The sequence below is a fragment of the Saccharothrix isguenensis genome, from assembly GCF_052936305.1.
In genome coordinates, this window is record NZ_CP193626.1 from 6,780,932 (window position 1) to 6,799,477 (window position 18,546).

General features: G+C 72.3%; 21 protein-coding genes. 8 read left to right on the plus strand and 13 right to left on the minus strand.

What is annotated here, in order from left to right; all coding sequences use genetic code 11:
• Nucleotides 1-15: 15 nt before the first annotated feature.
• Nucleotides 16-741: a 3-keto-5-aminohexanoate cleavage protein gene (locus ACRAKI_RS30415; protein ID WP_447003917.1), complete on the minus strand. Its 726-nt coding sequence runs from the start codon at nucleotides 739-741 to the stop codon at nucleotides 16-18.
• A 26-nt stretch (nucleotides 742-767) separates the two neighbouring features.
• Between ACRAKI_RS30415 and ACRAKI_RS30420 the strand changes: the two genes are divergently transcribed.
• Nucleotides 768-1,178 (plus strand): SWIM zinc finger family protein, encoded by a 411-nt coding sequence (locus ACRAKI_RS30420; protein WP_447003918.1) that lies wholly within the window; start codon nucleotides 768-770, stop codon nucleotides 1,176-1,178.
• Here ACRAKI_RS30420 and ACRAKI_RS30425 read toward each other — a convergent pair.
• On the minus strand, nucleotides 1,159-1,665 hold the full coding sequence (locus ACRAKI_RS30425) for a GNAT family N-acetyltransferase (protein ID WP_447008562.1): 507 nt from the start codon (nucleotides 1,663-1,665) through the stop codon (nucleotides 1,159-1,161). The genes ACRAKI_RS30420 and ACRAKI_RS30425 overlap by 20 nt on opposite strands.
• A 130-nt stretch (nucleotides 1,666-1,795) precedes the next feature.
• Here ACRAKI_RS30425 and ACRAKI_RS30430 point away from each other — a divergent pair, with 130 nt between their 5' ends.
• A complete protein-coding gene (locus ACRAKI_RS30430) occupies nucleotides 1,796-2,239 on the plus strand; it encodes a protein-tyrosine phosphatase family protein (RefSeq protein ID WP_447003919.1) in 444 nt (147 codons plus the stop codon).
• On the opposite strand, the gene ligA is transcribed toward ACRAKI_RS30430, so the two are convergent.
• The 3 genes from ligA to ACRAKI_RS30445 are packed head-to-tail and all read right to left on the minus strand — an operon-like array spanning nucleotide 2,236 to nucleotide 5,964.
• Complete coding sequence (gene ligA, locus ACRAKI_RS30435) at nucleotides 2,236-4,380, minus strand: NAD-dependent DNA ligase LigA (RefSeq protein WP_447003920.1); 2,145 nt, start codon at nucleotides 4,378-4,380, stop codon at nucleotides 2,236-2,238. The genes ACRAKI_RS30430 and ligA overlap by 4 nt on opposite strands.
• 31 nt (nucleotides 4,381-4,411) lie before the next feature.
• Nucleotides 4,412-5,077, minus strand: a complete 666-nt coding sequence (locus ACRAKI_RS30440; RefSeq protein ID WP_447003921.1) for a hypothetical protein — start codon at nucleotides 5,075-5,077, stop codon at nucleotides 4,412-4,414.
• Complete coding sequence (locus ACRAKI_RS30445; RefSeq protein WP_447003922.1) at nucleotides 5,074-5,964, minus strand: LysR substrate-binding domain-containing protein; 891 nt, start codon at nucleotides 5,962-5,964, stop codon at nucleotides 5,074-5,076. The genes ACRAKI_RS30440 and ACRAKI_RS30445 overlap by 4 nt, the downstream gene beginning before the upstream one ends.
• Nucleotides 5,965-5,975: 11 nt before the next feature.
• Here ACRAKI_RS30445 and ACRAKI_RS30450 point away from each other — a divergent pair, with 11 nt between their 5' ends.
• Nucleotides 5,976-6,824: a YeiH family protein gene (locus tag ACRAKI_RS30450; RefSeq protein WP_447003923.1), complete on the plus strand. Its 849-nt coding sequence runs from the start codon at nucleotides 5,976-5,978 to the stop codon at nucleotides 6,822-6,824.
• Here the strand turns inward: ACRAKI_RS30450 and ACRAKI_RS30455 are convergent.
• From ACRAKI_RS30455 to ACRAKI_RS30465, 3 genes are read right to left on the minus strand one after another with little or no spacing between them, the layout of a single operon-like run.
• Entirely contained in the window at nucleotides 6,800-7,546 is a 747-nt protein-coding gene (locus ACRAKI_RS30455; RefSeq protein WP_447003924.1) for a succinate dehydrogenase/fumarate reductase iron-sulfur subunit, read from the minus strand. The two genes, ACRAKI_RS30450 and ACRAKI_RS30455, sit on opposite strands and share 25 nt — an antisense overlap.
• Nucleotides 7,543-9,462: a fumarate reductase/succinate dehydrogenase flavoprotein subunit gene (locus tag ACRAKI_RS30460; RefSeq protein ID WP_447003925.1), complete on the minus strand. Its 1,920-nt coding sequence runs from the start codon at nucleotides 9,460-9,462 to the stop codon at nucleotides 7,543-7,545. Before ACRAKI_RS30460 ends, ACRAKI_RS30455 begins: the two co-directional genes overlap by 4 nt.
• A 1-nt stretch (nucleotide 9,463) precedes the next feature.
• Nucleotides 9,464-10,093 (minus strand): succinate dehydrogenase cytochrome b subunit, encoded by a 630-nt coding sequence (locus ACRAKI_RS30465; RefSeq protein WP_447003926.1) that lies wholly within the window; start codon nucleotides 10,091-10,093, stop codon nucleotides 9,464-9,466.
• A gap of 72 nt (nucleotides 10,094-10,165) precedes the next feature.
• Between ACRAKI_RS30465 and ACRAKI_RS30470 the strand changes: the two genes are divergently transcribed.
• Complete coding sequence (locus ACRAKI_RS30470; protein WP_447003927.1) at nucleotides 10,166-11,071, plus strand: LysR family transcriptional regulator; 906 nt, start codon at nucleotides 10,166-10,168, stop codon at nucleotides 11,069-11,071.
• A gap of 10 nt (nucleotides 11,072-11,081) precedes the next feature.
• Nucleotides 11,082-11,585, plus strand: coding sequence for a GNAT family N-acetyltransferase (locus ACRAKI_RS30475; protein WP_447003928.1), 504 nt, complete (start codon nucleotides 11,082-11,084; stop codon nucleotides 11,583-11,585).
• Between the two features lie 44 nt (nucleotides 11,586-11,629).
• Here the strand turns inward: ACRAKI_RS30475 and ACRAKI_RS30480 are convergent, their stop codons facing one another.
• Nucleotides 11,630-12,640, minus strand: a complete 1,011-nt coding sequence (locus ACRAKI_RS30480) for a methionine synthase (RefSeq protein WP_447003929.1) — start codon at nucleotides 12,638-12,640, stop codon at nucleotides 11,630-11,632.
• A 206-nt stretch (nucleotides 12,641-12,846) separates the two neighbouring features.
• Here ACRAKI_RS30480 and paaI point away from each other — a divergent pair, with 206 nt between their 5' ends.
• Nucleotides 12,847-13,260: a hydroxyphenylacetyl-CoA thioesterase PaaI gene (gene paaI, locus ACRAKI_RS30485; RefSeq protein WP_447003930.1), complete on the plus strand. Its 414-nt coding sequence runs from the start codon at nucleotides 12,847-12,849 to the stop codon at nucleotides 13,258-13,260.
• On the opposite strand, the gene ACRAKI_RS30490 is transcribed toward paaI, so the two are convergent.
• Complete coding sequence (locus ACRAKI_RS30490; protein ID WP_447003931.1) at nucleotides 13,223-13,630, minus strand: hypothetical protein; 408 nt, start codon at nucleotides 13,628-13,630, stop codon at nucleotides 13,223-13,225. The genes paaI and ACRAKI_RS30490 overlap by 38 nt on opposite strands.
• Before the next feature lie 66 nt (nucleotides 13,631-13,696).
• Complete coding sequence (locus tag ACRAKI_RS30495; RefSeq protein WP_447003932.1) at nucleotides 13,697-14,869, minus strand: hypothetical protein; 1,173 nt, start codon at nucleotides 14,867-14,869, stop codon at nucleotides 13,697-13,699.
• A 41-nt stretch (nucleotides 14,870-14,910) separates the two neighbouring features.
• Here ACRAKI_RS30495 and ACRAKI_RS30500 point away from each other — a divergent pair, with 41 nt between their 5' ends.
• Together ACRAKI_RS30500 and ACRAKI_RS30505 are read left to right on the plus strand one after the other, a co-directional pair.
• Complete coding sequence (locus tag ACRAKI_RS30500; RefSeq protein WP_447003933.1) at nucleotides 14,911-15,417, plus strand: DUF6584 family protein; 507 nt, start codon at nucleotides 14,911-14,913, stop codon at nucleotides 15,415-15,417.
• A 15-nt stretch (nucleotides 15,418-15,432) separates the two neighbouring features.
• On the plus strand, nucleotides 15,433-16,305 hold the full coding sequence (locus tag ACRAKI_RS30505; protein WP_447003934.1) for a serine/threonine dehydratase: 873 nt from the start codon (nucleotides 15,433-15,435) through the stop codon (nucleotides 16,303-16,305).
• A gap of 722 nt (nucleotides 16,306-17,027) precedes the next feature.
• Here ACRAKI_RS30505 and ACRAKI_RS30510 read toward each other — a convergent pair.
• Nucleotides 17,028-17,357 carry a hypothetical protein gene (locus ACRAKI_RS30510; RefSeq protein ID WP_447003935.1) on the minus strand — a complete coding sequence of 110 codons (330 nt, stop codon included), beginning with the start codon at nucleotides 17,355-17,357 and terminating at the stop codon, nucleotides 17,028-17,030.
• Nucleotides 17,358-17,457: 100 nt separating this feature from the next.
• Nucleotides 17,458-18,543: a tRNA 2-thiouridine(34) synthase MnmA gene (gene mnmA, locus ACRAKI_RS30515; RefSeq protein ID WP_447003936.1), complete on the minus strand. Its 1,086-nt coding sequence runs from the start codon at nucleotides 18,541-18,543 to the stop codon at nucleotides 17,458-17,460.
• Between the last annotated feature and the right edge of the window lie 3 nt (nucleotides 18,544-18,546).

Sequence of the window (18,546 nt, forward strand, 5' to 3'; positions counted from 1 at the left end):
CGCCGGAGACCCGCTCTACCAGTGCTTTCCCGCCACGGCGGCGAGGCCCACGAGCTGCGCGTTGTCGACGGCGGGCGTGCCGTCACGGGCGGTGAGGGTGTCTTCGAGACCGATCCGGGTGTCCAGCCCCAGCGTCAGCGCGTGGTCGAGCACCGGCCACGCGCTGTCGTCCTCGCCGTGCAGCAGGACCGGCACGCCGAGCGGCGCCAGCAGGTCGAGCAACCGGTCGGCGTGCCGCGTCGTCTCCCCCGGCCGCACCTCGGCCAGCACCCGGACCGTCCCCTCCGGCACGCCGGCGTCCAGCAGGGTCCGCGCGGCGTCGGCGTGGAACACGCCCAGCTCGATCCCGATGCCCGCGTCGCGCAACGCGGTGGCGACGTCGAGCCAGCCGTCCTCGTGCACGTTGACCGACGCGACATCCGGACGTCCGGCGGCCAGACCCGCCCACCCGAGCACCAGTTCGGCCCGCCGCACCCGGTCCGGCACGATCCACGCGCCCGTGGTCACGCCGATCTCCGCGTGCGGCACGACGGCGCGGACCACGGAGACCGTGGTGGCGACCTCGGGACCGGCCAGCACCTCCAAGCCGACCACGTCCCGCGGGTGCAGGTGGAACGACGTGACGCCCCGCGCCGCGCAGTCCGCCGCGTCCGCCGCCAGCTCCTGCGGGGTGATCGGAAGACTAGGGTGACTGCCCGGCTCGCGGGCGCCGTTCAGACAAGCCTGGAGCACGGAACCCACCGAACCACAAGGTGTTGGATACCGCCATGCCGACGCTGACCTCAGCCCTGCTGCGCCACTACGCGGGCGCCAAGTCGTACTGGCGCGGGCTGACCTACCGCGACTCCGTGGCCGAGTTGGCCGTGCGGTCGCGGCACGTGGAGGCCGTGGTGCTCGGCGCGGCCGAGTACCGGGTGACGCTGCAGTGGGAGGACACCCACCTGACCGGCACCTGTTCGTGCCCGTACGGCTCGCAGGGGTTCTTCTGCAAGCACTGCGTGGCCGTCGGGCTGGTGCTGTTGGAACGCGACCTGACCGTGCCGCCGCCGGACGCCGAGGACGAGGAGCTGCGCGTGCGCCTCGCCGAACTGGACCACGCGACGCTGGTCGCGCTGCTCTACGACCGGGCGTCGCGGGACCGCGCGCTGCGGGACGAGATCATGCGAGTTCGAGGCTGAACCCGAGCGCCATCAGGTTCACGCCCGGCACCGGCTGCCAGTCGCGCTCGGGCAGCCGCTTGAACCCGAGCCGCTGGTAGAGCCGGTGCGCCGGGGTCATGTCCTCGGAACTGCTCATCACCAGCAGCGGCGCGCCGAGTTCCCGCGCCCGTGCGATCACCGCACGCACCAGCGCCTCACCGACCCCACGGCCACGGGCGGACGGGCTCACCGCGAGCATCCGGAACTCGACCTCGCCGTCCCGGCTGACCTCGGCGTACGGGGTGCCCGGCCGGACCACCGTGACGGTGCCGAGCACGGTGTCCTCCGCGTCCACGGCCACCAGCAGTTCCGCCTCCCTGGCGCGGGTGCGGGCATCGACCAGCTTGTCGGCGTACCCGCCGGTGTGGCTGTCGATGTGGCGGTCGGCCTGGTAGGCGGCCACGGTGATCGCCCCCGCCGCCGCCCACTCGTCTTCCCGCGCGGGCCTCACCACGATGTCGGCCATCTGGTACCCCTCCACCTCGCTGAACCTCCCCGATCGTGTCCAGACAACTGCGCCGGGCGGGCGCGATCAAGGATCGCCGCGGATGTCACCCCGGGACGTCCGCAAGAGTGCGGGTCGCGATGATGGCTTCATGAGCCTTCCCGGTGCGGTCGAACTGCCCGACGGCGCACTCGTGCGGGGTCGGGGTCTGCGGAACCCGATGCCGGAGGGGACGCCCGACTACGGCCTCTACCTGGGCTCCGCGAAGATGCGGGCGCGGCGCGGGGCCGGCATCACGTGGACGCACGAGTGGGTCGAGTGGCCGGACTTCCGGGTGCCGAAGTCGCCGGACCAGGCCGTGGCGCTGATCCGGGACCTGCACGCGCGGGCCGTGGCGGGTGAACGGGTCGAGGTGGCGTGCGGCGGCGGTGTCGGGCGGACCGGCACGGTGATCGCGTGCCTGGCCGTGCTGGCGGGCGTGCCGGCGGGTGACGCGGTGGCGTGGACGCGGGCCCACTACAGCCGGCGCGCGGTGGAAACGCCCTGGCAGAAGCGGTGGGTGGCGCGCTTCCCCGACGTGAGGCCGACGCGCTAGTCGGCGGCCGTGGGCTCCTCGGCGAAGGTGGCGACCTCGGTGGCGGCTTCGGGGCCTTCGTCGAGCAGGACGCGGAAACCCGCCTCGTCCAGGACCGGCACCTTGAGCTGGAGCGCCTTCTCCGCCTTCGAACCCGGCGACTCGCCCACCACCACGAACGCCGTCTTCTTGGACACGGAACCCGCCGCCTTCCCACCCCGCGACAGGATCGCCTCCTTCGCCTCGTCCCGCGAGAACGTCTCCAGCGACCCCGTCACCACGATCGACAACCCCGTCAGGTTCCGCGGGATGGAGGTGTCGCGTTCTTCCGCCGTGCGGACGCCCGCCGCCCGCCACTTGTCCACGATCGCCTGCCGCCACGGGGTCTCGACCCACTCGCGCACCGCCGTCGCGATGGTGGGGCCCACGCCCTCGGCCGCCGCCAGCTCCTCCTCCGACGCCGCGGCGATGTTCTCCAGTGAGCCGAACTCCTGGGCCAGCGCACGGGCCGCCGTGGGGCCGACGTGCCGGATGGACAGCGCCACCAGGACTCTCCACAGTGGACGCTGCTTGACCGCCTCCAGGTTGTCCAGGAGCTTCAGCGCGTTCGCGGTCAGCTCGCCGTCCTTGGTGCGGAACAGCTCGACCTGCGCCAGCTTGCCCGCGTCCAGGCCGAACAGGTCGCCCTCGTCCGAGTACACCGGGGAGTCGACCAGGGCCGCCGCCGCCTCGAAGCCCAGCACCTCGACGTCCAGCGCCGAGCGGGACGCCAGGTAGGCGAGGCGCTCCCGCAGCTGACCCGGGCAGCCCGCCGCGTTGGGGCAGCGGATGTCCACGTCGCCCTCCTTCATCGGGCGCAGCGCGTGGCCGCACTCGGGGCAGGTGAGCGGCATCTCGAACTCGCGCGCGTCGGCGGGGCGGGCGTCGATCACCGGGCCCAGCACCTCCGGGATCACGTCACCGGCCTTGCGGATCACGATGCGGTCGCCGATCAGCACGCCCTTGCGCTTGACCTCGCTCGCGTTGTGCAGGGTCGCCCGGGCCACCGTCGAACCGGCCACCTTCACCGGCTCCATCACCGCGAACGGCGTCACCCGACCCGTCCGGCCCACCTGCACCTTGATGTCCAGCAGGGTGGTCGTCGCCTCTTCCGGCGGGTACTTGAACGCGATGGCCCAGCGCGGCGCGCGCGAGGTGCTGCCCAGGCGCCGCTGCGACGACACCTCGTCCACCTTGACGACCACGCCGTCGATCTCGTGCACGGCGTCGTGCCGGTGCGCGCCCCAGTAGCCGACGTGCTCGCCGACCTCCTCGAACGTGCTCAGCACGACGGTGTGCGACGACACCGGCAGCCCCCACGCCCTCAGCGCCTCGTACGCCTCGGACTGCCTCGTCAGCTCGAAGCCCTCCCGCTTTCCCAGCCCGTGGCAGATCATCCGCAGCCGGCGCGACGCCGTCACCTTCGGGTCCTTCTGCCGCAACGACCCGGCTGCGGTGTTGCGCGGGTTCGCGAACGGCGGTTTGCCCGCCTCCACGAGCCGGGCGTTCAGCTCAAGGAAGTCCTCCACCGCGAAGAAGACCTCGCCGCGCACCTCGACCAGCGCGGGCACGGGGTACGCGTCGGTGCCGGTCAGCGTCTCCGGCACGTCCTCCAGGGTGCGGACGTTCAGCGTCACGTCCTCACCGGTACGCCCGTCGCCCCTGGTCAGCGCGCGCACCAGCCGCCCGTGCTCGTACAGCAGGTTGATCGCCAAGCCGTCGATCTTCAGCTCGCACAGGAAGTGGACGTCGGCGCCGACCTCCTTGCGCACCCGGTCGAACCACCCCCGCAGCTCCTCGGCGGAGAACGCGTTGTCGAGGCTGAGCATCCGCTCCAGGTGGTCGACCGCCTTGAACTCGGTCGAGAACGTGCCGCCGACGAGCTGGGTGGGCGAATCGGGCGTGGCCAGCCCGGGGTGCGCCTCCTCCAGCGCCGCCAGCTCGCGCAGCAACTCGTCGAACTCACCGTCACTGACCGTCGGCGAGTCGAGGACGTAGTAGCGGAACTGGTGCCCGCGCACCACCTCGGCCAGCGCCGCGTGCTCCTCGCGCACGTCGGCGGGCACGTCCTCGACGCCCTCGGCGGGGGCGTGGGTGGGGTTCAACGGGTCGCTGCTGGTCACGGCATGAGGGTAACCAGGGGGTCCGACAATTTCAGGCGGGCTCCCCGTCGATCGCCCGGACCAGGTCGCGGAACTCCAGCAGGCCGATCGTGCCCTCCGGCTCGGCCGACGCCGTTTCGACCCGGCCCAGCCGGGCGCCCGCCAACCGCTCACCGAGCGTGACGTCCAGCGGCAGGAACGTCATGGTCCGCCGGGCCGTGTCGTCCAGGTTCGCGAACTCGGGGTGGTAGACGGCGACGTCGACCAGGCCGTCCGACACCTGCGCCACCACCCGCACGTCGGCCAGCCGGATGTGGCGCGGGCCGAGGTTGATCGTGACCTGGGTCGGGTCCGGCACCGGGGGCACCGAGTCGTGGTACTCCCAGATCATGTCCCCGGGCGGCGCGGCCTTGATCCACGCGTCCGTGTAGGGGCGCAGCTTCGGGTCCTCCTGGCTGGTGATCACCAGCGCGTAGATCGCCCGGTGGCCGCGTTCGAGGGAGAAGTCGAGGTCGGGGTGCACGGCCGAGACCAGCACGCCGATCTCGCCCTCCACGCGGTGCGGTTCGCCGTCGCCCAGGGCCGCGCTGACGGTCGGCAGCAGCTCGAACCACTCCTGCCAGAACGCGACCGCGGCCTCGTCCGGGTTGGGCAGGTGGAGGGGCACCGGCTCGGGCGCGGGCCGGGGTTCGGTACGGCGTCGGCGCAACCAGCTCATGCGCCCATTGAACTACGCCGGGTGGTCACCGCGAGGAGTTCCGCGGCGGGTCCGACCAGCCGCCGTCCGGCCGGCCACACGGCGCGCAGCACGCGGCGCAGGTCGAGCGCCACCGGCACCTCGACCAGCCGCCCGTCGGCCAGGTCCAGGGCCACGGCGAGCACGCTCAGCACCGCCGGCGCCACGCCCGCGACCACCGCGCCGCGCACGGCCGTGGTCGAGCCCAGCTCCAACGCGGGCGCGCAGGTGTCCGGCAGCACCCGGTCCAGCGTGTCCCGCGTTCCCGAACCGCGCTCCCGCATCACCAGCGGCGTCGCGGCCAGTTCCGCGGGTGTCAGCCGACGACGCCGCCGCGCCCACGGGTGCCCCGGAGCGACCACCACCGCGAGCCGGTCCACGGCCACCTTCCGCGACGAAAGGCCTGGCAGCGGACCCGGCGCTTCGACGAACCCGAGGTCGACCGCGCCTTCTCGCACGAGCCGGCCGACCGTCTCCGAGTTCGTCACCCGCAGCCCCACGCGCAGGTCCGGGCGGGCCCGCCGCAACTCCGCGATCCAGCTCGGCGCCAGGTGCTCGGCCACGGTCATGCTGGCCGCGACCCGCAACTCCGCCTCCCGCGCCGACCGCAGCGCCCGCGCGCCCTCCACCAGCCCGGCGACCTCGTCCAGCACCCGCCGTGCCCGCTCGGTCACCACCACGCCGGCGGGCGTGAGCACCGAACCGCGGCGGTTCCGGTCCACCAGCACCAGCCCGAGCCGGCGTTCCAGCGTGGACAGCCGCTTGCTCGCCGACGGCTGCGCGATGCCCAGCTCCGCCGCCGCCCGGCCGAGGCTGCCCAGCTCCCCCACCAGCACCAGCAGGCGCAAGGACTCGATGTCCGGGGTCATAGCCCCAGGGTATGACCCCAGAGGGCACGACCGCCTACCGGAAGCGCCGGGCACGGCGGAGGGTGGACGGTGTGCTGATCGCCGCGATGGTCCTGGGTGTGCTGGTGGGTGGACGCCTGCCGGACCTGAGCGGCGTCACCCGGACGCTGCTGCGCACCGGCGTGGTCCTGCTCGGTCTGCAACTGTCCGTTCCGCAACTCCTCGCTGTGGGACCGGGCGTGCTGGTCGCGGTGGTGGTCACGGTGTCGGTGACGTTCTTCGGCACGTTGTGGCTCGGCCGCCGGCTCGGGCTGCCCCGCGGTCTCTACGTCCTGGTGGCCAGTGGCTTCTCGATCTGCGGCGCGTCGGCGATCGCGGCCGTCGAGGGCGTCGTGGAGCGCGAGGACGAGCACGTGGCCACCAGCATCGCCCTCGTCACCCTCTACGGCACGCTGGCCATGATCGCGTTGCCGCTGATGAACGCGTCACCGCAGTGGATCGGGCTGAGCGTGCACGAGGTCGCGCAGGTGGCCGCCGCGGCGCCCGCGTCCGGTCTGGCGACGGCCATGGCGGTGAAGCTCGGCCGGGTGGCGTTGCTGGCGCCGATCGTGGCGGTCGTCGGCGCGCGCGGCAGCCGTCCCCCGTTGGGCTTCCTGCTCGGTTTCGTGGCGTTGATGCTGGTCAGCCCGCTGGTCCCGGACTACGTCCTGGGTCCGGCCAAGACGGTGACCACGGTCGTGCTGGCCGTCGCGCTGTTCGGCCTGGGCACGTCCGTCCGCCTCGGGAAGCTCCTGCGGATCAGCCCCAGGGCGCTGCTCCTGGGGCTGCTCTCGACGCTCCTGGTGTGCGGGACGGGCTACCTGTCGCTGCGGATGGTGTGACCGCGCAGCAGGTCGGCGTTCAAGCGGGCGATCGTGGTCAGCGGGATGCCCTTGGGGCACGCGGGCGTGCACTCGCCGGCGTTCGTGCAGCCGCCGAAACCCAACGCGTCGTGCTCGGCCACCATGTCCCGTGCGCGTGAGTACCGCTCCGGCTGCCCCTGCGGCAGCACGCCGAGGTGGGTGGCCTTCGCGGCGGTGAACAACATGCCGGACCCGTTGGGGCACGCCGCCACGCACGCGCCGCAGCCGATGCACGCCGCCGCTTCGAACGCCGTGTCCGCGTCCGGCTTGGGCACCGGAGTCGCGTGGGCGTCCGGCGCGGACCCGGCCGGCACGCTGATGTACCCGCCCGCCGCCACGATCTTGTCGAACGCCGACCGGTCCACCACCAGGTCGCGCACGACCGGGAACGGCTCGGCCCGCCACGGCTCGATGGTGACCACGTCGCCGTCCTTGAAGTGGCGCAGGTGCAGCTGGCACGCGGTGGTGGCCTTCTCCGGCCCGTGCGCCATCCCGTTGATCATCAACCCGCACATGCCGCAGATGCCTTCACGGCAGTCGTGGTCGAACGCCACCGGGTCGTCCCCGGACGTGATCAGCCGCTCGTTGAGGACGTCCAGCATTTCGAGGAAGGACATGTCCGGCGACAGGTCCTCCATCACGTAGTCCACCAGCCGCCCGGTGGCACTGCTCTGCCGCCAGATCCGCAGGGTCAGTTTCACGAGTAGCTCCGGGTGCTCGGGGTGACGTGCTCGAAAGCGAGCTCTTCCTTGTGCAGCACGGGCGGCCGGCCTGCGCCCGTGTACTCCCACGCGGCCACGTAGGCGTAGTTGGCGTCGTCCCGCAGCGCCTCGCCGTCCGGGGTCTGGCTCTCCGCGCGGAAGTGGCCGCCGCACGACTCGGCGCGGTGCAGGGCGTCGATGCACATCAGTTCCGCCAGCTCGAAGAAGTCGGCCACCCGGCCGGCCTTCTCCAGCTCCTGGTTCAGCTGCTCACCCGTGCCCGGCACCTTCACCCGCTGCCAGAACTCCGCGCGCAGCTCCGGGATGCGCTCCAACGCCTTGCGCAACCCGGCCTCGTCGCGTTCCATGCCGCACTCGTCCCACATCAGCCGGCCGAGCTCGCGGTGGAACGACTCGACCGTGCGGTCGCCGTTCACGGCCAGCAGCGTCGTCACCCGGCCACGCACCTCGGACAGCGTGTCGGCGACGGCGGGGTGGCTGTCGTCGACGGCCTCGAACGGCGCGTCGGCCAGGTAGTCGCCGATCACGCCGGGCAGCACGAAGTAGCCGTCCGCCAGGCCCTGCATCAACGCCGACGCGCCCAGCCGGTTCGCGCCGTGGTCGGAGAAGTTCGCCTCACCGATCACGTACAGGCCCGGGATGGTGGAACGCAGGTCGTAGTCGACCCACAGGCCGCCCATCGTGTAGTGCACGGCGGGGTAGATGCGCATCGGCGTCTTGTACGGGTCGTCGCCGGTGATGCGCTGGTACATCTCGAAGAGGTTCCCGTAGCGCTGTTCCACGGCGGGAGCGCCGAGACGCTCGATGGCGTCGCGGAAGTCGAGGTAGACGCCGCGCTTCTCGTCCGAGATGTTCTTCGCCGCGCGGGACGCGATGTCGCGCGGGACGAGGTTGCCGAAGCTCGGGTACATCCGCTCCAGGAAGTAGTCCCGGTCGCTCTCGGGGATGTCGTTCGGCGCACGGGTGTCCTGCGCGTCGCGCGGCACCCACACGCGGCCGTCGTTGCGCAGGGACTCGCTCATCAGGGTCAGCTTCGACTGGTGGTCGCCGCTGATCGGGATGCACGTCGGGTGGATCTGGGTGAAGCACGGGTTCGCGAACAGCGCGCCGCGCCGGTGCGCCCGCCAGATCGCGGTGGTGTTGCAGCCCTTGGCGTTCGTGGACAGGTGGAACACGTTGCCGTAGCCGCCGGTCGCGAGCACGACGGCGTCCGCGAAGTGCGTGGACACGTCGCCGGTGACGAGGTCGCGCACGACGATGCCGCGGGCCCTGCCGTCCACCACGATCAGGTCGAGCATCTCGGTGCGGGCGTGCATCTCGACCCGACCGGCGGCGATCTGGCGTTCCAGCGCCTGGTAGGCGCCCAGGAGGAGTTGCTGCCCGGTCTGGCCGCGGGCGTAGAACGTGCGGGAGACCTGCGCGCCGCCGAAGGACCTGGTGTCGAGCAGACCGCCGTACTCGCGGGCGAACGGCACGCCCTGCGCCACGCACTGGTCGATGATCTCGACGCTGATCTGCGCCAGCCGGTGCACGTTGGACTCGCGTGACCGGAAGTCGCCGCCCTTGACGGTGTCGTAGAACAGGCGGTGCACGCTGTCGCCGTCGTTGCGGTAGTTCTTGGCCGCGTTGATGCCGCCCTGCGCCGCGATGCTGTGCGCCCGGCGCGGGCTGTCCTGGTAGCAGAACGACTTGACCTGGTAGCCGAGTTCGCCCAGCGTCGCCGCCGCCGCGCCGCCCGCGAGGCCGGTGCCGACCACGATGACGCTGCGGTTGCGCCGGTTGGCGGGGTTGACCAGGCGGGCCGAGAACCGGCGGCGGTCCCAGCGCGATTCGATCGGACCGTCCGGCGCGCGCTGGTCGGAGATCGGGGAACCTTCGGTGTGGGTGTCCGGCATATCAGCTCACCAATCCGGTGAAGACGGCGAAGGGAACGGAGAGGAACCCGACGCAGATCAGCACGGCCACGCCGAGGCCGATCACGCGCGAGGTGGTGATGCCCAGGGTCTGGGTGGCGCTCCACACGCCGTGGCGGATGTGGAAGCCGAGGGCCAGCACGGCGACCGTGTACGCCAGCACCACGTACCAGTGCTGGAAGTCCGCGACGACGTTCGCGTGGATCTCGCCGGGCACGCCGTGCGGGTTGAGCCACCCGACGGTGAGGTCGAGCAGGTGGTAGACCACGAACAGGGCGATGATCACCCCACCCCAGCGCATGGTGCGGGCCGCGTAGCTGCCCTGGACGCGCCTGCGGTGCTCGTACTTGCCGCGCGCTTTCCGGGACCTGGCGGTCAGCTGGTAGGCGGCGAGGAAGTGCAGGGCGACGCAGCCCAGCAGTCCGATCCGCATCGGCCAGACCACGCCGATCTCGCGCAGGAACCGGCCGTAGCCGTCGATCGCCTCCGGGCCGGAGAAGACCGCCAGGTTGCCGATCATGTGCGCGACGACGAACAGCAGCAGCGCGGCACCGGTGACGGCCATGACGACCTTCTTGCCGATGGTGGTGCGGTAGAGCCCGATCGTGTCCACGGGGGTGACGCTAGGAACGCGTGTGACAAGTCGTCCAATACATCGTTAGCCTTCAATCGATAGTCTGAGGCTATGACGCTCCAGCAGCTCGTGTACTTCCTGGCAGTGGCCCGGACGCGGCACTTCACGCGGGCCGCCGCGGAGGCGCGTGTGGCGCAGCCCTCACTTTCCAAGCAGATCCACGCGTTGGAGAAGGAGCTCGGGGCGGAGCTGTTCAGCCGGGCGCGCGGGAACGTGACGTTGACGCCGGCCGGCGAGGCGCTGCTGCCGGTGGCGAGCCGGATCCTGTCCGATGTGGACACGGCCCGGCTGGAGGTGGCGGAGCTGGTGGGGCTGCGCCGGGGTCGGGTGCGGGTGGGCGCGACGCCGAGCCTGTGCGGCAGCCTGTTCGCGGACGTCATCAAGAGGTACCACGACGCGTACCCCGGCATCCAGGTGTCGGTGACCGAGGGCGGGTCGCGCGACCTCGTGCAGGCGTTGGAGGCGGGGCAGCTCGACCTGGCGCTGGTGATCGTGTCGCCGGCGGACTCGGAGCGGGCGTTGACCGTGGTGCCGGTGCTGCGGGAGGAGCTGGTGGTGGCGTCCTCCGAGCCGTTGGGGGTGGCGCGGATGCGGTTGACGGACCTGCGCGACCAGCCGTTGGTGATGTTCCGGCCGGGGTACGACCTGCGGGAGACGACGTTGGCGGCTTGTCGGCGGGCGGGGTTCGAGCCTCGGTTCGCGGTGGAGGGCGGCGAGATGGACGCCGTGCTGCGGTTCGTGGAGGTGGGGTTGGGGGTGGCGATCGTGCCGAGCACGGTGTTGGCCACGCGGGCGTTGCACAGCACGCCGTTGGCGCCCAGCACGTCGCGGACGGTGGCGCTGGCCCACCGGACGGATGTCGCGCCGACGTCCGCGAGCCGGGCGTTCCAGTCCGTGCTGCTGGGGTTCCTGCGCGGGGCGAAAATGCCTTCGGGGGTGCACCTGGTGAGGTCGTAGGGTGCGGTCCGTGCTGATCAGACGTGAGACGCCGGCCGATGTCGACGCCGTGGCCGCCGTGACCGAGGCCGCTTTCGCGGCGCGACCGGGCGGGGAGGCGTGGCTGGTGGGCGCGCTGCGTGCGGACGTCGGGTGGATCCCGGCGTTGTCGCTGGTGGCCGAGGTGGAGGGCGCGGTGGTCGGGCACGTGGTGTGCACGCGTGCCTCGGTGGGCGGGTCCCCGGCTCTCGGCCTGGGTCCCCTCAGCGTGCTGCCGTCGCACCAGCGGGTCGGTGTCGGCAAGGCGTTGACGCACGCCGTGCTGGGTGCCGCGGACGCCCTCGACGAGCCGTTGGTGGTCCTGCTCGGCGACCCGGCCTACTACTCCCGTTTCGGCTTCCGCCCGGCGTCCGACCTCTCCATCACCCCTCCGGTCGAGGAGTGGGCGCCGTACTTCCAGGCCCGCACCCTGACCACGTACACCCCGGCCCTCACCGGCCCCTTCGCCTACGCCGACCCCTTCACCCGCCTCTGATCCCGTGTGGGTCCTACGTTCCGGACGTAGGACCCACACGGGGGTCACCAGGTTTCGGGGGGTTCGGCGAAGGCCTTGGCCAGGTCCCGGGTGAGGGGCAGGGCCTGGCGGAGCCAGCTCTCGGTGGCGCCGGCCATGCCGCAGGTCGGGGTGGGGACGGCGTTCGTCGCCAGGATCGTGCGGGGGAAGCCGAGGCGGTCCGCCAGGTGGAGGGCGGGGTGGGCCAGGGACTTGAGGGTGGGCGGGGTCTTCGGCTCGGTGCCGGGGGTCACGCCCAGGAACAGGTGCGCCTGCGCCTCCCAGGCCTCGCCCACCTCGTCCCACATCGTCTCGTCCAGGATCGTCAGGTCGAACGAGATCGCACGGGCGCCGGCCTCGCGGATCAGGGTGATCGGCGGCTTCGGCGCGCAGCAGTGCACGACCACGTCCGCGTCGACACCCTCGATCACGGCCTGGAGCACGGAACGCGCGTTCGGCACCGGCACGGCGGCGACCGTGCCCAACTTGGACGGCGTCGGCAGCAGGCCCTTGAGGACGGCGGGCAGCGCCGGTTCGTCCAGCTGCACGACGACCTTCGCGCCGGTGCGCTTGGCGACCTCGGCGACGTGCCGGTTCAGCCCCTCGGTGAGCGACTCCGTGAACTCGCGCAGGGCGCCCCGGTCGGTGAGCACGCGGTGGCCGCGCACCAGCTCCACGCACGCGGTCAGCGTCCACGGTCCGGCGGCCTGCACCTTCACGACCCGCGGCCGAGCGGGCTCGGCGGCCTCCTCGAACGCGTCCAGGTCGCGGCGCAGCAGGTCCACCGCGCGCCGGTGGTCCCGACCGGGGTGGGCGGCGGTCCGCCAGCCGCTCGGCACGACCTCGACCGGCAGGTCGACCAGGAGCGCGGCGGTGCGGCCGATCATGTCCGCGCCGACACCCCGCGCCGGGAGCTCGGGCAGGTGGGGGAGGTCTGGGAGTTCGCCGAGAACGATCCTGGCGGCCTCCTGGGGGTCGGTTCCGGGTAGCGAGCCGATGCCGGTTGCGGCGCCGGCGGACCAAGGGAGGGCATCCACGCGGACAGTCTCCCACCCGGCCCGCCCTGCCGTTCAGGACCGAAAAGGTCTAGACCCATTGACCGATGTGGTCCAGTCCACCTAACGTGACGTTGCCGGTGCCCACAGTGGCCGAGGCGCCGCCCACGACGTGGTGCGGGGGCGTGCCGCGCCCCGCGCTCCCGCACCACTCCCACCGCGCGGCCGGTGAACCTTAAGGTGCACGGATGAACGGACCCGCGGACATGCTCGCCAACGACGCCGCGTCGGCCGCGCTCGGCATCCGGGCGCTCGAACTCGGCGAGGGCACCGCCCGTCTCGCCATGACGATCACCGACCTGATGGTGAACGGCCACGGGATCGGGCACGGCGGGTACGTGTTCCTGCTCGCCGACACGGCCTTCGCCTGCGCGTGCAACCGCCACGGCTCGGTGACCGTGGCGGCGCAGGCGGAGATCGACTTCATCGCCCCCGTGCACGCGGGGGACGAGTTGGTGGCCGAGGCGGTGGAGCGGGCCAGGTTCGGGCGGAGCGGGATCTACGACATCACCGTGCGCCGGGGCGACCAGGTGGTCGCGGAATTCCGCGGCCGGAGCCGGACCCTCAAGCCGAACGGCGCAGACCCAGCACCTGGAGGGTGATGAACCCGAGCACGGCGAGCGCTTGGGCGACGATCAGGAGAACACCGAGCCCGGTCACCGGGAACCACCCGGCGAACGCGGTCAGGAAGCTGTCCAGCACCCACACCGAATTGCCGACCACGACCACCGCGACCAGTGGGCGAATGGGCCGCAGACCGAGGATGAAAACGCCGGCGCCGTAGCCGAGCAGGAACACGCCGAGCCCGATCACGAGCCCTTGGGGCAGTCCCGTCGGGAGGTCGCTGAACAGCAGGGCCACCAGGCCGAGCCCGGCCGAGCCGACACCGTCGAGCTTGAGGGCGAAGCGGAGGAGACCGTCGTCGCGGACCTTCGCCGCCGGAGTCGCGTGAGTCGCACCAGTTGTCGTCATGGCCCGGAAGCTATGGTCAGGTCCACTGCCGGCGGTACGCCAAGCACTGCCAACGGCTGCCAGTCCTCAGCTCACGACCTGCGCGGACAGGTCCTCCGCCACCAGTCGGGCCCCCGCGTTCTGCCAGTTGTGCAATGTCCGCTCCGGCACCTGGTTGACGAACCACGCCAGCGCCCGCCGCGCGTCCGGATCGAGGTCTTCGCGCTTGGTGCGCACGCTGTACGGCCGGATACCGACCACGTAGTAGTAATACAGCGCGTTGTAATGCCGCCATTCGTCACTGGTGCCGAACTCGCCGTCGCGCGGTTTGAGCCGGAGAATGCTCTCCGACAACAACGACTTCAACTCCGCCGCGCGTTCCAGCGGTTGATCGGACGCACCCCGCGCGGCCAGCCGGGCGTCGATCACCGGCAGTTCGGTCAACGGGCTGGCGACCAGCCTGCCCAGGTCGCCGTAATTGCTCAGGGCCCGCCGGGTCAGCTTGACGAACTCGCTCTTGTCCAGCGGCGCGCGGCGGGGCAGCGCCTCGGCCGCGTCACGCAGTTCGGCCCGGGACGCGGCCACGTCCGGCACCGCGACCTTGTCCACCAGCAACGCCAGCGGGTTGGCCAGCACCTGCACCGCGATCGCGGCGGCGACCGTCCCGTACAGCAGCGGCAGCAGCCGGTCGTCCAGGAACAACGCCACCTGTCCGCCGAACACCGCCGCCAACCCGGCCGACGTGAGCAGCGACCGGACCATGTCCGCCCGGACCGCCTCGCCCTCGTCGAACGCGTCGGCCACGGCCACGATCACCCCGAACGCCACCAGGTCCACCCCCGCCGACGCGAACACCAGCCACTCGGGCAGCACCTCCAGCGCCACCACCGCGCAGCTCAGCCCGAACAGGATCGTCGCCGCGCCCAGCAACGCCCGCCGCAACCGCAGGCACAGCACCAGCGCGGCGGCCAACGGCACCAGCACCACGAACGGCGCGAAGTAGGCGGCCACCAGCAACGGCAGCGCGCTCCACCGCCACCACAGCTCGTAGCGCACCGGCAGCCAGCACACGACCACACCCGTCCACGCGACCGCGGACACCGCCAACAGCATCGGCGGCACCGGCAGCACGATCACCACCGCGTAGTTGAGCAACCCGATCGAGGCACGCTGGAGCAGCGGTTTCCGGGGATCGCGCACCAGCAGGTAGAGGCCGAGCCACCAGGCGAGGCCGAAGGTCACCACCGACACCGCGATCACCCGCCGATCCTACGGTCGCCGGGGCTGGGACGATGTCGTCCATGCCGGTCGAGCTGACCCTCCGCAAGGTCGCCGAAGAGGTCGAACGCGGTGACCTGGCCAGTGTGCTGCGCGCGCGGCAACGCCTGGTCGGGCTGGTCACGAGCTTCCCCGACCGGCTGGACCTGCGCGATCGCCTGGCCGGGGTGTACCGGGTGCTGGGTGACGCGGCGCAGGCCGGCCGGTGGGGCTACCTGTCCGAGGTGCGCGACGAGGCGGAGGTGGCGGCGTTCGAACGCGCCTACCGCACGCCGCTGGCACGGCTGGAGGCGCTGAACTGGGTGAGCGGCGAGTCCGGCGCGGCAACCCGGACGGCGCGGGAACGGCTGGTGGCGCTGCGGTCCGCGGCCACCGCGCAGCTGCGCGCGGAGCTGGAGGTGGACGACGACCGCGACTCGTCGTGGGCCACGAACGCGTTGGTGCTCCTCGGTCTCGTGGTGGTGCTGCTGTGCTTCGTGGTGGGGGCCGTGACGCTCGTCATGTGGGTATACAGGTGGTTCGCCGGGTGAGCGCATGCTGGTGGGATGACCCCCGACGTCACCGCCGCCGCCGACCGCATCCGCCCGCACGCCCGCCGGACCCCGTTGTGGCGCACGGAGGTCGACGGCCGGCCGATCGTGCTCAAGCTCGAACACCTCCAGCTCACCGGCTCGTTCAAGCTCCGCGGAGCGCTGAACACCCTGCTCGCCGCCGGCTCACCTGATCGTGTGGTCACGGCGTCGGGCGGGAACCACGGGCTGGGCGTGGCCAAGGCCGCGGACCTGCTCGGGCTGCACGCCACCGTCTACGTGCCGGTGAGCGCGCCGGAGGGCAAGGTGCGGCGGATCGAGGCGGCGGGCGCGAAGCTGATCCGGCACGGCGACACCTACGCGGAGGCCGTGGTGGCGGCCCGCGAGGCTCCCGGTTCCTACGTGGAGGCGTACAACGACCCGATCGTCGTGGCCGGTCAGGGCACGGTCGCGGCCGAGGTGGTCGCCGACGCGCCGGACGTGGACGTGATCGCGGTGGCGGTCGGGGGCGGCGGGTTGGCGGCGGGCACGGCGCTCGCGTCGGGTCGGCTGACGGTCGCGGTGGAGCCGGAGCGCTGCTGCGCCCTGCACCACGCGCTCGCGGCGGGCGAGCCGGTCGACGCCGAGGTGGACTCGGTCGCCGCGTCCGCGCTGGGCGCCACTCGGGTGGGTGAAGTTCCCTTCGGGATCCTGAGCACCCACCCGGTGACGTCGGTGCTCGTGCCGGACGCGGAGATCCTGGCCGCCCGGGACCGGCTGTGGGAGGAGTTCCGGCTGGCCGTGGAGCCGGCGGCGGCCGTGCCGTTCGCCGCGTGGCTGGCCGGACGGGTGCCGGGCGACCTGCCGTGCGTCGTGCTGTGCGGCGCGAACACCGACTGGACCCCGTGACGCGTGATCACCCCAGGCGATCGAGCGGGCTGAACACCGCGGACAGGCTGGGGTCGTGGAACAGGGTGATCCGGCTGATCCCCCAGCCGTGCGGGTGAGCACCATCAGCGCGTGGGCCAGGTGCTCGGTCTTCCCGGCGTGCACGTGGACGCCGAACGCGGGCTGTCCGTTGGCCTGGGTGGGCGCCAGCCGCACCACGCCGGGGGTCCGCAACCGGGTGGACAGGGAGCGCGCGCTGACGGGGGTCGGTGGGCTGGACGACCTGGTCCTCGGTCGGATCGGCCTTGGCGAGGCTCGCCCGTGCCCGTTGGAGCGAGTTGCCGACCGACGCCGTGGTGGTGCCGAGCAGGTCGGCGACCTCGGCCGCACGCCAGGCGAGCACTCACGCAGCCGCAGCACGGCCGCTGCCTCGGGGGCAGGTCCTGGCTTCGGACCGGTCCCGCACCACGACCATCGAGCCCATCTGCTCCCCTCCGCACCCGCGGCCTCTGCCGCACGTCGGCACAGATCCGGGAAGTGGCGACAACTCATCGCGCGGCGGTCTGCTGCCGCCGGCGACGGCCTGTTGCGGGCTGCGGGCGACGGCCTGCCGATGCGGGCTGCGGCCGTCCTGCTGCCCGCATCGGCCTGGGCGGTGAGCACCACGTCGAGGGGACGGTGACGCAGCCGGACCGTCCCCTCGCATCGGCCGGCTGCACACGCCCTCGTCGTCGCCGTGGCCGCTACAACGCGCTCGTCTGGCCTTCCCCGACGCCACCACCCGCCGCCGGACGGCACCACGCGTGGTCGGCCGCACGGGGCTCCGCGACGCGCTCCTCCGAGCCGCGCGCCTGCGGCGGCACCTCGATCTCCCGCTGCGCCGCCGGGTCCAACAGCTCGACCCGTTCGACCAGGACCTCCACCTCGGCGATCAGCCCCGCCCACTCCGGCCGGTGCAGGCGCTCCCGCACCACCCAGCGCAGCGTGCGGACCTCCGCGCGCAGCCGTTCGAACTGCTCCGGATCGAGACGTTGCGCGGACGGGTGGTCGAGCTTGCTCGCGACCACCCTCACCCGGGTCCCTACATCCACCAGCGACCTCCGGCGTCGTGCGTTGTCATGCGGCACACGCGCAGTGTCTCAGGCGACACCGACAAAACAACGACGCCTACCGTCAGCGGGTGGTGCTGATCGTCGCGCTGGCCAGCACCAGGTCGCCCGCGGCCGGGTCCTCCCGGTACACCGCAACCGCCTGACCAGGCGCGACACCGCTCAACGGCTCGCGCAGGCGGACCAGCAACTCGCCGTCCACGACTTCGGCAACTGCGGGCGCGAGGCCACCGTGCGCGCGGACCTGGGCCACGCACTCCACCGGGCCGTCGAACTCGATCCTCGTCACCGGGCGCCGGGCCACGATCTCGGACACCTGGAGCTTCTCCGCCGCGCCGACCCGCACCGTGCCGCTCACCGGCTCCAGCGACAGCACGTACCGGGGCCGGCCGTCCGGCGCGGGCGCGTCGATGCCCAGGCCCTTGCGCTGGCCGACGGTGAACTCGTGCACGCCCAGGTGCCGCCCGAGGACCGCGCCGGTCTCGTCGTCCACCAGGACGCCGGGCTGCTCGCCGAGCTTGCGGGTCAGGAAGCCCTGCGTGTCGCCGTCCGGGATGAAGCAGATGTCGTGGCTGTCCGGCTTCTCGGCGACCTGCAACCCGCGCTCGGCGGCCTCGGCGCGCACCTGCGCCTTGGTCGAGTCGCCCAGCGGGAACATCGCGTGCACCAGCTGCTCACGGGTCAGCGAGGCGAGCACGTAGGACTGGTCCTTGCCGTCGTCGGCCGAGCGCCGCAGCTCGATCACACCGTCCACAGTGGACAGGCGGGCGTAGTGCCCGGTGCAGACGGCGTCGAAGCCGAGCGCGATCGCCTTGTCCAGCAACGCCTCGAACTTGATCTTCTCGTTGCACCGCAGGCACGGGTTCGGGGTGCGGCCGGCCGCGTACTCGGCCACGAACTCGTCCACGACCTCCTCGGTGAACCGCTCCGCGAAGTCCCAGACGTAGAACGGGATGCCGAGCACGTCCGCCGCGCGCCGCGCGTCCCGGGCGTCCTCGATGGTGCAGCAACCGCGCGCGCCGGTGCGGAGCGTGCCGGGCTTGGCCGACAACGCGAGGTGCACGCCGGTCACCTCGTGCCCCGCCTCGACCGCCCGCGCCGCGGCCACGGCGGAATCCACCCCGCCGCTCATCGCCGCCAGCACCCGCATACC